Source organism: Sinorhizobium alkalisoli, assembly GCF_008932245.1.
In the GTDB taxonomy this organism is placed as follows: Bacteria; Pseudomonadota; Alphaproteobacteria; order Rhizobiales; family Rhizobiaceae; genus Sinorhizobium; species Sinorhizobium alkalisoli.
Map to the genome: position 1 here is coordinate 977,442 of NZ_CP034909.1, position 12,660 is coordinate 990,101.

Annotated in this window: 17 protein-coding genes; 12 read left to right on the plus strand and 5 right to left on the minus strand. The window is 60.8% G+C overall.

Translation table 11 applies throughout. The annotated features are described in order from the left end of the window. Positions 1–59: 59 nt before the first annotated feature. The 5 genes from sctV to EKH55_RS29325 form a co-directional block, all read right to left on the minus strand. Entirely contained in the window at positions 60–2,207 is a 2,148-nt protein-coding gene (sctV, locus tag EKH55_RS04825; RefSeq protein ID WP_151611099.1) for a type III secretion system export apparatus subunit SctV, read from the minus strand. Beyond that, positions 2,204–2,428: a hypothetical protein gene (locus tag EKH55_RS04830; RefSeq protein ID WP_225190716.1), complete on the minus strand. Its 225-nt coding sequence runs from the start codon at positions 2,426–2,428 to the stop codon at positions 2,204–2,206. Before EKH55_RS04830 ends, sctV begins: the two co-directional genes overlap by 4 nt. Before the next feature lie 107 nt (positions 2,429–2,535). Then, the gene (locus EKH55_RS04835) at positions 2,536–2,913 is read right to left on the minus strand and encodes a hypothetical protein (protein WP_069460723.1); all 378 of its coding nucleotides are present in this window, start codon (positions 2,911–2,913) and stop codon (positions 2,536–2,538) included. 23 nt (positions 2,914–2,936) lie between these two features. Then, positions 2,937–3,845, minus strand: a complete 909-nt coding sequence (locus tag EKH55_RS04840) for a SctD/MshK family protein (RefSeq protein WP_069460724.1) — start codon at positions 3,843–3,845, stop codon at positions 2,937–2,939. Positions 3,846–3,971: 126 nt separating this feature from the next. Further along, entirely contained in the window at positions 3,972–4,133 is a 162-nt protein-coding gene (locus EKH55_RS29325) for a hypothetical protein (RefSeq protein ID WP_165614753.1), read from the minus strand. A 402-nt stretch (positions 4,134–4,535) separates the two neighbouring features. Between EKH55_RS29325 and EKH55_RS04845 the strand changes: the two genes are divergently transcribed. From EKH55_RS04845 to sctT, 12 genes are read left to right on the plus strand one after another with little or no spacing between them, the layout of a single operon-like run. Continuing rightward, positions 4,536–5,156 carry a type III secretion protein gene (locus tag EKH55_RS04845; protein WP_246231777.1) on the plus strand — a complete coding sequence of 207 codons (621 nt, stop codon included), beginning with the start codon at positions 4,536–4,538 and terminating at the stop codon, positions 5,154–5,156. Beyond that, positions 5,153–5,338, plus strand: a complete 186-nt coding sequence (locus tag EKH55_RS04850; protein ID WP_069460726.1) for a hypothetical protein — start codon at positions 5,153–5,155, stop codon at positions 5,336–5,338. Before EKH55_RS04845 ends, EKH55_RS04850 begins: the two co-directional genes overlap by 4 nt. Positions 5,339–5,360: 22 nt before the next feature. Further along, positions 5,361–5,792, plus strand: coding sequence for a hypothetical protein (locus tag EKH55_RS04855; RefSeq protein ID WP_069460727.1), 432 nt, complete (start codon positions 5,361–5,363; stop codon positions 5,790–5,792). After that, positions 5,789–6,589 carry a type III secretion system inner membrane ring lipoprotein SctJ gene (gene sctJ / locus EKH55_RS04860; protein WP_151611102.1) on the plus strand — a complete coding sequence of 267 codons (801 nt, stop codon included), beginning with the start codon at positions 5,789–5,791 and terminating at the stop codon, positions 6,587–6,589. Before EKH55_RS04855 ends, sctJ begins: the two co-directional genes overlap by 4 nt. Then, positions 6,586–7,284, plus strand: a complete 699-nt coding sequence (locus EKH55_RS04865) for a SctK family type III secretion system sorting platform protein (protein WP_069460729.1) — start codon at positions 6,586–6,588, stop codon at positions 7,282–7,284. The genes sctJ and EKH55_RS04865 overlap by 4 nt, the downstream gene beginning before the upstream one ends. Further along, complete coding sequence (sctL, locus tag EKH55_RS04870; RefSeq protein ID WP_069460730.1) at positions 7,265–7,870, plus strand: type III secretion system stator protein SctL; 606 nt, start codon at positions 7,265–7,267, stop codon at positions 7,868–7,870. Before EKH55_RS04865 ends, sctL begins: the two co-directional genes overlap by 20 nt. Continuing rightward, positions 7,867–9,213, plus strand: a complete 1,347-nt coding sequence (locus tag EKH55_RS04875; RefSeq protein ID WP_069460731.1) for a FliI/YscN family ATPase — start codon at positions 7,867–7,869, stop codon at positions 9,211–9,213. Before sctL ends, EKH55_RS04875 begins: the two co-directional genes overlap by 4 nt. Continuing rightward, positions 9,210–9,698: a YscO family type III secretion system apparatus protein gene (locus EKH55_RS04880; protein ID WP_069460732.1), complete on the plus strand. Its 489-nt coding sequence runs from the start codon at positions 9,210–9,212 to the stop codon at positions 9,696–9,698. The genes EKH55_RS04875 and EKH55_RS04880 overlap by 4 nt, the downstream gene beginning before the upstream one ends. Before the next feature lie 4 nt (positions 9,699–9,702). Beyond that, entirely contained in the window at positions 9,703–10,755 is a 1,053-nt protein-coding gene (sctQ, locus tag EKH55_RS04885) for a type III secretion system cytoplasmic ring protein SctQ (RefSeq protein ID WP_069460733.1), read from the plus strand. After that, entirely contained in the window at positions 10,748–11,398 is a 651-nt protein-coding gene (gene sctR / locus EKH55_RS04890; protein WP_083265429.1) for a type III secretion system export apparatus subunit SctR, read from the plus strand. Before sctQ ends, sctR begins: the two co-directional genes overlap by 8 nt. A gap of 5 nt (positions 11,399–11,403) precedes the next feature. Further along, a complete protein-coding gene (locus EKH55_RS04895; RefSeq protein WP_069460735.1) occupies positions 11,404–11,673 on the plus strand; it encodes an EscS/YscS/HrcS family type III secretion system export apparatus protein in 270 nt (89 codons plus the stop codon). Between the two features lie 34 nt (positions 11,674–11,707). Further along, positions 11,708–12,502, plus strand: coding sequence for a type III secretion system export apparatus subunit SctT (sctT, locus tag EKH55_RS04900; protein WP_069460736.1), 795 nt, complete (start codon positions 11,708–11,710; stop codon positions 12,500–12,502). Positions 12,503–12,660: the final 158 nt, after the last annotated feature.

The window sequence follows — 12,660 nt, forward strand, 5'->3', positions numbered from 1 at the left end:
CTCACCAGCGCCCCCGCGCAGGCAATACCCAACTATGTCTCCTGGCGGCCACCGTGAAGTCATGCGCGCACGCCTCCGAGCTCCGCCGCTCCGGTCGCCGGGAGCGCGATATAGCCAAGGCACTGCACGCTGAATTCCGAGGAGATTTCCTGGTAGGACAGAACCGCCACGTTGACATCGTGGCGGGCCAGAAGGTTTCGGACGTGCCGCCGGATGTCGATCGATGTCAGGATCGCGGTGCGAAGCTGAGTATCAGCCAATTCCTGCCGCTTTTTCATTTCGTCCAGGATCGGCGCTGCCCACTGCTCCGGAACGCCACCGGCCGGCCCGGTACCCTTCTCCACCGCGGTTCTCACTTCGTCCTCCAGAGGCCGCGTCAAGAGATAGGCGGAAACGATCCTGTTGCTGTCGGCGAAACGGAAGCAGATTTGCCGGGCGAGGCTCACTCGCACGCTGTCGGTCAGGGCCTGGACCCCCTGTATTTGCGCACCGCGCTCGGCAATAGCCTGGAGAATGATCCGCATGTTGGTGATCGGTACGTCCTCCTCGACCAGCCTTCGCAGCACTTCGGCAAGCTTCTGTGCTGAAACCGCCTCGAGAACTTCGCGGATTAGATCGCCATAGGCTTCTTCCAATCTGCCGAGCATGGCACGCACCTCCTGTGCGTCGATGAACTCCGGTGCATAGCGGCGCAACACGCGTTCGACGAGCGTGACGATGACGTCGGCCGCTTCGCAGTATCCGACGCCCGCCGCGTCCAATGCCGCCGCACGGGTTTTCTCGACCCAGACGAGCCTCAGTCCCAAGAGGTCCGGTTGCGTAACATAGGGGACCGCCATGATGTCGAGATCGACCGTTTCGTCCCAAACCATGACATGGCCGAGCGGCAACCCGGTCTCGAGGACCGGAACCCCTTCGAAAGCTATGCGAAGCCCGGTCCGTTCCTGCCGTGGATCCGTGTGGAGGCCGATCGCCGGAACGCGAATGCCGAGGTCGTCAAGGATCGCTGCCGCGGATGCTTCGGCCCGTTCGGCGAACAAGGCGGGCGGAAGCGCCTGGGCAAGCTCCTCTCCAAGCGACACCGTGATCCTGTGTGCCGCTCCGCCGAGCTTGCCGGAATTGGCGGGCAGGGTGCCTGCGATATGGTCGACGACGGGACCGCCGGAGGACACCAGCGACGGCGCCTCGCGCAGCACCGATGCCGGTCCTGCTGCAGTCTCCTCAGCGCCTCGCCGGCGTGCGGCGTAGGCGAGGAGGCCGGCCGCGGCGGCGAGAAACCAGAAGACGAGCAACGGAAAACCCGGAACCAGGCCAAATCCGAAGAGGATGGCCGCCGCAAGTGCAAGTGCGCGATCGCTCGCGCCGAGTTGACCGAGGATTTCCGAGCTCAAGTCCTGCGGACGGCTGCCGGACGGGACGCGTGTGACCACGGCACCGGCGGCCACCGCCATCATCAACGCCGGCATCTGTGCTATCAGGCCGTCGCCAACGGTTAGCAGTGAATAGGTATGTGCCGCTTCGCCGATGGTCAGCCCCCGTTGAAAAGATCCGATGGTTAGGCCACCGATGAGGTTGATCGCGATGATGATCAGGGCTGCGACCGCATCTCCTTTGACGAACTTCATGGCACCGTCCATGGCGCCGTAGAATTGACTCTCGCGCTCGAGTTCATCGCGCTTCCGGCGGGCTTCCTGCTGACCGATCTCGCCGCTACGGGCTTCATTGTCGATGCTCATCTGCTTGCCGGGCATAGCGTCGAGGGCAAAGCGCGCTCCGACCTCGGCCACGCGCTCGGCGCCCTTGGTGATCACCACGAACTGCGCGACCGTGATAATCAGGAAGACGACGAGACCTACGAGCACGTCACCCCCGACTACGAAATCTCCAAAGGCCGAGACTATCTGGCCCGCGTCGGCCTGAGTCAGGATAAGACGCGTTGTCGTGATCGAAAGGGCAAGGCGAAACAGCGTGCCGAGCAGAATGATTGATGGCAGAGACGAGAACTGCACCGGGCGCGACACATAGAACGTGCCGATGAGGATAAGCAGGCTGTAGAAGAAGTTGAAGCCGATCAGCGCGTCTACAAGATAGGTCGGCAGCGGGATGATCATCATCGTTATCGCGAGCATCACCAATGCCGCAACCACGACGTCCGACCGTCGAGCGGCGGCTCTGGCGAATTGGTTTACGGTGGCGATCGCGCTCATGTCGCCACCCTTGCCTGAAGATAGTCCCTGAACGCAGCACGCGCTTCATCTTCCCGGCCACGCAACCAATGTGCCTTGCTTCTCAAACGTGAAAGATCAGGATCGGCATCGCCGGAAATTTCATCGATGCGAGTGATGGCGGCGATTGCGCGCGTCGCCGCATCCGTAGCGATGAATGCTTCGGCCAAGGAATGCAGTATCGAGATATCTTCCGGGGCCATTCTTGCCGCAAGCAGCAGGAAGACAAGGCCGCGCTCATGGTGTCCGGCGCGACAGTAGAGCGAACCGAGCGCATGAAGAAATTCGACGCTGTCGGCGCGTTGCTGCGTCAAGTGGCTTGCGCCTGCATGAGGCGGCGCTGAAGATCGCGCCTGCTTTCGATTTCTTCGTTCAGCATCGATGCAGTGAGCTTCGCGATATCCTCGTCGAGGTCCAGGCCGGGCAAGACTTCCCGGACGACATAGTTCAGTATCTCCTGGGAGCGGGATAGATCGAAAAGGCCGGCACTCGAAAGCCTTGCCCCTTCCGCTGCCGCGCCCGCACGGGAGCCACTTGCCTGCCTCTTGTTCCTCGCCTGGCGGACTGATTGCAGGAGCGTGGCGTCGAAGGCCTGCGACTGTGCCTCGACAGCCGCATGCGGCCGCATGGAAACCGCGCTTGACTGAGCGCGGCTCCGATGGTCGTGTCGGCGGACCTCCAAGCTCATACCGTCGTCCTCTTCCTCAGTTGTCAGAAGCGAAGCGTGAATTCTTCTCCCTGCCGCGCTGCTGTCAGGCCGCCGTCGCGAATATCCTTGATGTACCAGCCGTCCTCGAGCGCGGCGCCCTTGTAGAGACGCGTTCCGTCGGCGCTGATCGCGTAGGGCGTTTCGCCGAACCAAATGGCTTGCAGATTGAATTTCGGCGAGGTATTCGCAACGGCCTCGCCCACGTTGCTCGTCAAAACGTAGCTGGTGCCGTAAGTCCGATCGAACCAGGTCTGGACATCGTTCCACGACTTGCGGCCCTCTTCATCGACCGCACCGGAGACGGAAAACCGCGTTCCGTCCGCCTGCAGTCGAAGGTCCGGCAATCCTGACTCCAACAGCTTTGCCGCAACGGCTAAGGACACATCCTCGGCCGAGGGCGGGGAGGGAGGTACGGCTCCGGTCGTTACACTTTCCTGATTGAAGCTCGCGACAGACAGCGGTCTTTCGGCGTCAGCCACTCCGGCCTGGACGGCCGCGATGGTGAGAAGCGAGAAAGCCACGACGCCGCCCAGCATCCAGGTCGTGCGCGCGGAGCCGTGGACCTTGTTGCCCGACGAAGCCCGCGCCGGTTCGGAAAGGCTAAGGCGCGCGCTCCCCAGCGAAACCGTCACGGGTGTCTTGACCTGGAGGCCATGGCCGACGGGAACCGCCGTATCGTCGACGACGACATCGGCTCCGATTGCCTCGATCATCACCTCGGAACCGGCGAGCTGCAGACGCACATGGTGCTCACTGACGTCGCGGTCGCTCAGCATGAGATCACAGTCCGCAGCGGAACCGACCAGATAGGATCCCCTGGCCAAGGGCAAAGAGACGCCGCTGTGAACGCCCTTGAGAACGTCGAGCGACAGATCCGTTACGGCATTCCTCAAGACCAAATTGGATTTCATCGAACTCTCACCTCGCTTGCCCTATAGCCAAGACAGTAACGCCACGTGCAAGGCGTGACCCGGTCCATTTCAAGTCTTTGCAACGGAGATGAGAGGGGCGGCGCCAAGCCGCCCCTCGGCCTGATGCTAGCCGTTCGGACGCTGCTTCGCTGCGTCGAGGGCGACCTTCTTTTCAGTCGTGACCTTCGTGATTTCAGCAGACTTTTCGATAGCCTTATCAAAGGCTTCCGTCATCGTCTTAATGGAATTGTCCGAAGTTTGCGTACCGCTTACACCGGAAACAGCCATTGTCTTCTCCTTGATAATTCGGCCGGGCCCGGAGTAGCGCCCCGGAGCCGGCATAGAGTTCTTATCGAGTCGACCACCCCTGCATCGGGGCCAGCAATGGTTAAAGTTCAAGTCGTGAAATGACAATTTACAAGGGCATCACATAATATTACAATATGTAATACTTTGTGAGTTTAATCGATTTGAGTGTGGCAGACAATGTCATGATATTGTCATGCAATCAAGATTTACAGTATAAATTCATGGTTTTTCAGGCGGCGCTTGTTTAGTGGTTCGCATTCCTAGTTTTTACTCCACCTGTGAGTTGCACGGACGGACATACTGTTATAGCTTTCGGCCGGACTGAGGCGGGCAGTCGGAACGTATTACATGAAGAGTGTCATGCTTGCGCGGAGATTCTGTATGTTTGCTGTTGCTATATTAGCGGCACCGATTCCGGCCATCGCCGGCGCGCCGCGCTGGTACGACAGCAGCTATAACTATGTCCTGATCAATCAGGATGTTCGGGACGCACTAAACGAGTTCGGTCGCAATGTCTCCATTCCGGTCGTTGTTTCTGACAGGATCCGGGGACAGGTCCGAGGTGACGTCCGCGCTGAGACCGCCAAGGGCTTCCTTGACGAGCTGACCCAGGCCAACGGGCTGATCTGGTACTTCGACGGCTCGATCCTGCACATCAATACCAGTGACGAGTTCTCGACGCAGATCATCAATATCGGCAGGGCAGACGGCCGGTCGGTCATAGACGAGATCGAGCGATTGGACCTTATGGACGAGCGCTTCTCGATTCGCACGACCGACAATGCTCCGGCACTTCGCGTTTCCGGACCGCCTCCATTCATTGCAATGGTCAAGCAGGTCGTCTCATCGGTACAGCCGCCTCCGAGAGCTCAGATGGACGATCCGCGCGTGCGGATCTTCCGCGGTGGCCAGCACAAGGAGGTGGCGGACGATCTGGTCGAGGGTGAGCGCAAGGGGACCAATTCCGAAACGAATGATGTTCAGCAGGAGGGCAACAGATGACTGGATCGGTAGCCGCGACAACGCAGACACCCGCTCAGATGCAGAATGTAGATGCGTCACAGGCACAATTCGAAGAGGCGCTGCAGCAAGCCGTCGCAAGCGGCGGCAGTCAGCTGATCGGGCAGGAGATGATGAAAATCGCTCAGGAAGTGCTGAACGAAGCCTTGTCCGACGAGGAATGACTTAGCAACAGGAGACGCAACCATGACGGTTGTCCCGCCAGTTGAGAATACGACAGTCGCAATATCTCCACCCGCGCAGGACTCGAACTCGATCACTTCGCAAGACCTGTTCGAACATTCGGCGCTGAACGCCCAGAGCCTGCCGCACGGCGCGAGCCCGGTCGATCTCGGCCGAACGATCGTCGACAACCTCAAGGGCTTCGTCGAGCGTGCTGGGGCATTCGCGAGTGGCTCCGAGCTTCTGGCCGGTCCTGGCCAAACGCCGACCTCACAGTCATTTGCGCCTGGTGCGGTCGCCGCGCAAGCAGATGTCACGCGTACATCGGACAGCGAGGCGGGTCGGCTGGTGGAGGCGTTGGGAAAGATTTTCGATCACGCCATCGAAACCCAGATGATCGTCCGCGGCCCCACGCAATTCACCAGCGCGACAATGACGCTTACCAAAGGTCAATGAAGATCTCGTGGCGTTTCTCACCTATCTGGCGTGTACTGCTGCTCGGGCTCATGGTTCTGATGCTTGAGGCCTGCAGCGTCGATCTTTACACCAATCTTGAGGAGCGCGAGGCGAACGAGATGGTCGCGACGCTGCTGTCGAATGGCATAGCCGCAAGTCGCGTCGTGCAGAAGGACGGCAAGCTCACCGTAACGGTTGACGAGGATCAGTTCTCGCAGGCCGTCGCCGTGCTCAACACTGCCGGGTTGCCGAAAGAGAAATTCGCCACCCTCGGCACCGTGTTCAAGCAGGAAGGCCTCGTTGCCTCGCCGGTGCAGGAGCGCGCGCAGATGATCTACGCGCTGAGTGAGGAGCTCTCCCGGACGGTTTCCGAGATCGACGGCGTCCTCTCTGCGCGCGTCCACGTCGTCCTTCCGGACAATGACCCGCTGCAGCGTAATGCGATACCGGCTTCAGCCTCGGTTTTCATTCGCCATGAAGCTGATCTCGACGTCAACCCGCTGATTCCGCGGATAAAGACGCTGGTCGCCAACAGCATATCCGGCCTAACCTACGAAAAAGTCTCGGCGGTGCCGGTAGCGAGCCAGCGGACGAGCGAGCCGGCCCCAGGCGCAGAACTCACCTCCTTCCTTGGTATTTGGATGCTGCCAGCGAGCGTCGCCAAGGCCAAACTCATCTTTGGCTGTCTGGCAGGTGCTCTGCTGGCCGCGATGGTAAGCCTCGGCTATCTTGCGTGGCGCAAGCAGAGCAAGCGGCGAAAGATCTATCCTCTGCAGCCATATGGTCCGGCAAAGTGACGGAGCGCTCAGCGGCAAACGGCGCGACGGGCGCCGAAGCGGAGAGCATCTGGGAAACCTTCCGCAGTTCCCCGGCTCGCCTCATCCACCCGCGCCATATTGTCATCGCCTATGATGAGGCGATCACAATCGAGGCAGCCGTCAGGCTGCAGCAGTCCGATCGGGTGCAAAGACCACTGTTGCGGCTGCTAATGGAGAAATTCGAGCTTCCGGATGTCGGCTCCTGTCCCTCCCCGGAAGAAGACGACCTCAAGCTCCTGGCACTGGCACCGTCGGCTGTAGTGCAGCACAGCTATCTGGCGGGGGCGGTATTTTGGGGTCATGTGCTTGCCGGCGAAATACGAAGTCGCGAAGTCGCCGTGATGAAAGAGCGCATCGGCGAGCGCGCTTTCCGGATCGCGGTCGAAAATCGCGATCTTGCCGCCGGGCATGAGCCTCCTGGCGACCTCGACTCCTTGATCAAGGCAATCGAGGACGACGGCCGCAAATGCTGGGCTGGGTGGCAGGCCTCACTACCGGGTGCCTTGGCGGCGTGGCTTCGTCTGATGGGCGAGGCGGACGAGGCCGAAATTCGTTTCTCGGTGGCAGCCGATATTGCAACGGGCGTGGCGATCGTTCGGCGCCTCTTGTGCGACGAAAACACCGAGTTGTCGGCATCACGGGCGGGGAGGGCTGATGAACGAACTCCCCACTAGGCCGACGACGAAGATTCTCCGAAAGACAGAAGGCGATCACTGGCTCGAAGGGTTCGCATTTCTCGAGGCGGCAAAAACTGAAGCGGATAAGCAGCTCGCGCAGGTGCGCCAGGTTGTCGAAGCGAGCAGGAAGCAGGGCTACGAGGCCGGCAGACTGGAAGGAGAGCGTCAGGCGGCCGCCCTACTCATGAAAACGACTGCCGATGTCAACACCTATGTCGCCGGGCTCGACCGGCAGATCGCCGAACTCAGCCTCGCGATCGTCGAGAAACTGCTTGGCCGTTTCGATCAGGCGGAGCTGGTCGCCAAGCTTGCGCTGCAGGCGCTGCAATCGTTCCAGCATGAGCGCGAGGTGACGATAACCGTATCCCCCGCCCTGCTTGAGCGCGTAGCTGAACTCATCGAGCGGCACAACAAGGATGCAGCGCTCAAGATCTCGGTTCTCCCTGACCCCCGCATCGACGGCAGCAAGTGCGTTCTCGCCAATGCCGTGGCTGTTGTCGATGCTGGACTCGACACGCAACTTTCCGTCATTCGCGACGCCTTGGTCGGTGTTCAGACTGATGCTTCGGGCTCTGCCGCATGATCGAGCAAGCGCTTTCGGATCCTGGCGAGCTCATTCAGCGCCTACGCAGGCGGGCGCTAGCGCCAGACACGCGACCGGTGCACGGACGCGTCCGCAGGATCACGGGAATCATCGTTCATGCGACCGCCCCGATGGTCCGCATCGGTGAGCTTTGCCATCTCCGGGATCCGGTCTCCGGCGCAACGGTCCCAGCGGAGGTCGTCGGTTTCGAAGGCGAGGAGGCGGTGCTGACGCCCATCGGTGAACTTGAAGGCATGTCCACGCGAGCAGAAGTCATCGCCACCGGCAAGACGTTGCAGATTCCTGTTGGCGAGGGCCTCCTTGGTCGAGTCCTCAATCCCTTGGGAGAAGTCCTCGACGACGTTGACGATCGTACCGCTCCGCTTGTTACGGGCAAGTATTACCCGACACATCGGCCGCCGCCCAATGCGCTGCGGCGCGATCTGATCACCGAGCCTCTGCAACTCGGTGTCCGTGCGATCGACGGATTGCTCACCATAGCTCGCGGCCAGCGCGTGGGCATTTTCGGAGAGCCTGGCGTCGGCAAGTCGTCGCTCTTGTCTACCATTGTTCGCGGCACGAAAGCGGATGTCGTCGTAATTGGACTTGTCGGCGAACGCGGCCGCGAGGTGCGGGAGTTCATCGAGGGGCAGCTCGGCGAAGAGGGTCGCAAGCGCTCGGTCGTGGTCGTTGCGACTTCCGATCGCCCGGCGATCGAGCGTGTGAAGGCAGCCTACGGCGCGACCGCCATAGCCGAATACTTTCGCGATCAAGGTCAAGACGTGCTGCTTCTGATGGACAGCGTAACCCGTTTTGCCCGGGCGCAACGCGAGATTGGACTTGCGGCGGGCGAGCCGCCAACCCGCCGCGGCTATCCGCCCTCTCTTTTTGCCGCGCTGCCCCGTTTGTTGGAAAGGGCAGGGCCTGGACGAGGTGGTACGATCACGGCGCTCTACACGGTGCTGACCGAGGGTGACGGGACGCTTGACCCTGTCGCCGAGGAAACCAAAGCCATTCTCGACGGCCATATCATGCTGAGTTCCAGTTTGGCCGAGCGCAACTTCTTTCCCGCGATCGACGTGCTGAAGAGCCGCAGCCGCCTGATGGAAAGCGTCGCAGGCAAGGCACATCGGGAGAACGCCTCTCACATTCGTGCACTGCTTGCACGATACGAGGAAATCGAACTGCTGCTGCGGGTAGGGGAGTACGAGCGCGGCGTTGATGCTTTGTCGGACGAAGCGATCGAAAAACGCGAGGCAATCGAAGCCTTCCTGAGGCAGGACAACAACGAGTTCGCGTCTTTGGAGACCACCGAGGAGCAGCTGAAGAGGATCGCATCGTGACCGGGAAATTCGATTTGCGCCGACTCGTCGAATTGCGGGCATTGAGAATGCGGCGCGCGGAAGTTGAGGCAGAGCGCCAGCATAGCCGCCACCGACAGGCTGCCCGTGCCGTCGAGGCAGCGAAACACGAGAGCCTTGCGCATGAGGCGGGGCGCAGACTGCAGGAGGAGGCTCTCTATTCGCAGTTCGTGCACGGCCCGCTCGATCAGCGCGATCTCGAGAGTTACCGCGGTGCCCTGGACGCCTTGGATCACCGTGCCCGCCGGCTGGAGGAGGAAATTCACGCGGCTCGACAGAGTGAATTGCGGGAGGCAAGGCGGAAGCGAGAGCTTGCGGCCGAGTATCGGGTCAAACAGAAGCTGCATGAGCGCGTCTCGCTGTTAGCCGAGGAAAAGCGCCGCCTGGATGCCAAGCGAGCAAACGTCCTTAGCGAGATCGACGAGGAGGATGCCGTTCGCGCAAACAACCGAAAGCGCTCCAGGTGACCGGATGAGGATGTCTGCAGAGGACCGCGCCCGGGCCGCGGATGTTCGCTCTGTTGCGGAGGACTCTTCCTGGCTGCCGGACATTGCCGCCGCGCATGTCGACGCGTTCAACGCGCTGGCAAGGATCCGCATTGCTTTTCGACTCCCGCTGGCGGCCGTGAACGTTTCCGTCCAACCTACGCAGGACAGCCGAGCTCTAACGGAGCCGGTCGAGCTGCCCTTTCTCATCGGCGCGTCGGCCGGGCGCCTCATGATTCCCTCGGGTGCCCTCGACGAGCTCGCACCAGCGCTCGGGGTTCGTGCGAAAATGGCGACGTTGACGCCCCTGCAGCGCAATATCCTCTTGGAGGAAGCCCTCTCCTTTTATCTTGACGCGTTGGAGAATCTTGTCGGTGAACCGCTGCGCCTCGGTTCGCACGACAGGGCAACGGGCTGCCCGATCGAGCTTTCATGGATGATCGAGCTCGGCGGCTTGCCCCACTATGCCCAACTTCACCTGAGCACCGGCGCGGCGTTCAAGATCGGCAGGGCCTTTGCTCGCCCCACAAGCCCTCTGAACAGGATTACAGCGGAACTGGTTCAACCCATCCGGCTCTGCGCCGGAACACAGCAATTAAGCGCCGGCGAGTTGGAAAGTCTGCAGGTCGGCGACATCGTTATGTGTCAGCAGTCTCAAACGAACGAACCCTTTGCCCTTATCTCAAATCACATGATCGCCTCCCTGCGCCGGAGCGATGCAGGCTACGTGCTGATCTCCGGCTGGCGAAACCTGAAAACAAGTTGGGAACATTCCTTCATGGCAAAACAGGAAACGTCGTCCGACGAGCTCGGACCGCTCGCGGACCTGCCGGTACAACTCGTATTCGAGATCGGACGGGCGGAGTTTCCGCTCAAGGAAGTGGCCAAAATGGGGGAGGGAACGGTGCTTCATGCAAGCCCGAACCTTTCCAGCCCTGTCAACATCATGGCGAATGGTCGCCTGGTCGGGAAGGGCGAGCTGATCAGGATCGGCGAAGGTCTCGGCGTACGCATTGTACGGCTTTCGACCGATGGGTGAGACGACCAATCTCATACCGATCATCATCATTGTATCGACGATCGGCCTCATTCCGCTCGCCGTGGTGACGATGACAGGATTCTTGAAAATCTCCATCGTCCTGTTCCTGATCCGAAACGCGCTTGGCATCCAGCAATCGCCGCCAAATCTCGTGCTTTACGGCGTCGCGCTGATCCTCACAGTGTACGTGACGACGCCTCTGGTCGGCGAGATGTACCGCACGCTCTCCAGCGAGCAGATCGACGTCCAATCAATGGATAGCATGATGCGGGCAGCCGATTCGCTGCGCGTACCGCTGCAGGCGCACCTCACCCGCTACACGGACGAGAACGAGCGCCAGTTCTTCATGCAGGCAACCGAACGCATCTGGTCAGAAAAGGCCAGGGCGCAGGTGAAGACCGATAGCCTTCTCATCCTCGTGCCGGCCTTTGTCAGTTCGGAGCTGACCCGCGCCTTCGAGATCGGCTTCCTGCTCTATCTTCCGTTTCTGGTCATCGATCTCATCGTCTCGACCGTGCTGATGGCGATGGGCATGATGATGGTTTCTCCGACGCTGATCTCGATTCCGCTGAAGATCTTCCTCTTCGTCGCCGTCAACGGCTGGTCACGACTGATGCACGGTCTGATCCTGAGCTACGGATAAGGCCGATGGATCAAACTGCCTTCCTCGCTCAAATGCAGAAAGCGCTACTGACCGTCCTGTTCGCGTCGGCCCCGGCACTCGCGATCGCCATCGTCATCGGGGTCAGTGTCGGCCTGATACAGGCTTTGACGCAGATCCAGGACCAAACCCTCCCACAGGCCGTCAAGCTCGTCGCCGTCATGTTGGCCTTGATCGTTCTCGGGCCGGTGCTCGCGGTGCAGGTCGCCAATTTCGCCAGCAACACGCTCGATATCTTTCCGGCTTTGACGCGGTAGGTGGCGTGTGGATCCTATTGCCACCACATCTGCGATGCTCGATGCCATCTATCCGGTGCTCGCGGGCGCAGCCATCGCCATGGCGCGGGCGCTGGGGATGATCGTCGTCACGCCGGCCTTCGTCCGGCTCGGGCTCACCGGACTAATCCGCTCGGGGGTGGCGATCGCCATCGCTCTGCCGCTGATACCGAGCTTCACGGCGACGCTCGCGGAGGGGCAAAGCCTCTCGACCCTGACGATGACCGGCCTGATCCTGAAGGAAATCATTCTCGGCCTCATCATCGGCGTGGTGCTCGGCATACCCTTCTGGGCGGCCGAAGTCGCCGGCGATCTCGTCGACCTGCAGCGAGGCTCGACGTCGGCGCAGCTCGTCGATCCGCTGCAGGTGACGGAAACCAGCATCGCTGGAACCTTCTTCGTCCTGACGCTGGTCGCCCTGTTCTTCCAGTCGGGCGGCTTTTCCCTGCTCGCCGATACCTATTACAGAAGCTATGAGATCTGGCCGGTCACCAGCTTCTCGCCGAACCTCGGTTCCGGCGCAGCCGAGGCCGTGCTCGCCATTCTGGACCGGGTCATGCAAATCGGCGTTCTGCTGATCGCGCCGATCGTGCTCGCTCTGCTCATTGCCGATCTGATGCTTGCCTACCTCTCACGCATGTCGCCGCAGCTTCACGTCTTCGATCTGTCGCTGGCGATCAAGAACCTGCTCTTTGCGATCCTGATCGTGCTCTACATTAACTATCTCATGCAATACATGGTTGCGGAGTTCGCCATCCTGAAGGAAGCGCCGGCGATGCTGCGCGGCCTCGCTGGCACTGCGCCTCGATAACTGCCCTCACGCGGGGCGCAAGAAATCCAATCCCTGTCATCAAACCGTTAAGCAGGCCCGCCATAGTGGCCCGCGCGCGCTCGCGAGCAACTCACTAGTGTCTTGATTTCCGAGACAATTCTTCGTTTGCCGCGCCTTTTCGCCGAATGTGCATCCTC

Bases quoted from the DNA above. Each gene is read 5' to 3' on its own strand.
- sctQ (WP_069460733.1), top strand. From the start codon at position 9,703: ATGAGGATGTCTGCAGAGGACCGCGCCCGGGCCGCGGATGTTCGCTCT.
- EKH55_RS04850 (WP_069460726.1), top strand. From the start codon at position 5,153: ATGACTGGATCGGTAGCCGCGACAACGCAGACACCCGCTCAGATGCAG.
- sctV (WP_151611099.1), bottom strand. From the start codon at position 2,207: ATGAGCGCGATCGCCACCGTAAACCAATTCGCCAGAGCCGCCGCTCGA.
- EKH55_RS04875 (WP_069460731.1), top strand. From the start codon at position 7,867: ATGATCGAGCAAGCGCTTTCGGATCCTGGCGAGCTCATTCAGCGCCTA.
- EKH55_RS04845 (WP_246231777.1), top strand. From the start codon at position 4,536: ATGTTTGCTGTTGCTATATTAGCGGCACCGATTCCGGCCATCGCCGGC.
- EKH55_RS04835 (WP_069460723.1), bottom strand. From the start codon at position 2,913: ATGAGCTTGGAGGTCCGCCGACACGACCATCGGAGCCGCGCTCAGTCA.
- EKH55_RS29325 (WP_165614753.1), bottom strand. From the start codon at position 4,133: ATGGCTGTTTCCGGTGTAAGCGGTACGCAAACTTCGGACAATTCCATT.
- sctR (WP_083265429.1), top strand. From the start codon at position 10,748: ATGGGTGAGACGACCAATCTCATACCGATCATCATCATTGTATCGACG.
- EKH55_RS04830 (WP_225190716.1), bottom strand. From the start codon at position 2,428: ATGGCCCCGGAAGATATCTCGATACTGCATTCCTTGGCCGAAGCATTC.
- EKH55_RS04840 (WP_069460724.1), bottom strand. From the start codon at position 3,845: ATGAAATCCAATTTGGTCTTGAGGAATGCCGTAACGGATCTGTCGCTC.
- EKH55_RS04855 (WP_069460727.1), top strand. From the start codon at position 5,361: ATGACGGTTGTCCCGCCAGTTGAGAATACGACAGTCGCAATATCTCCA.
- sctT (WP_069460736.1), top strand. From the start codon at position 11,708: ATGCTCGATGCCATCTATCCGGTGCTCGCGGGCGCAGCCATCGCCATG.
- sctJ (WP_151611102.1), top strand. From the start codon at position 5,789: ATGAAGATCTCGTGGCGTTTCTCACCTATCTGGCGTGTACTGCTGCTC.
- sctL (WP_069460730.1), top strand. From the start codon at position 7,265: ATGAACGAACTCCCCACTAGGCCGACGACGAAGATTCTCCGAAAGACA.
- EKH55_RS04895 (WP_069460735.1), top strand. From the start codon at position 11,404: ATGGATCAAACTGCCTTCCTCGCTCAAATGCAGAAAGCGCTACTGACC.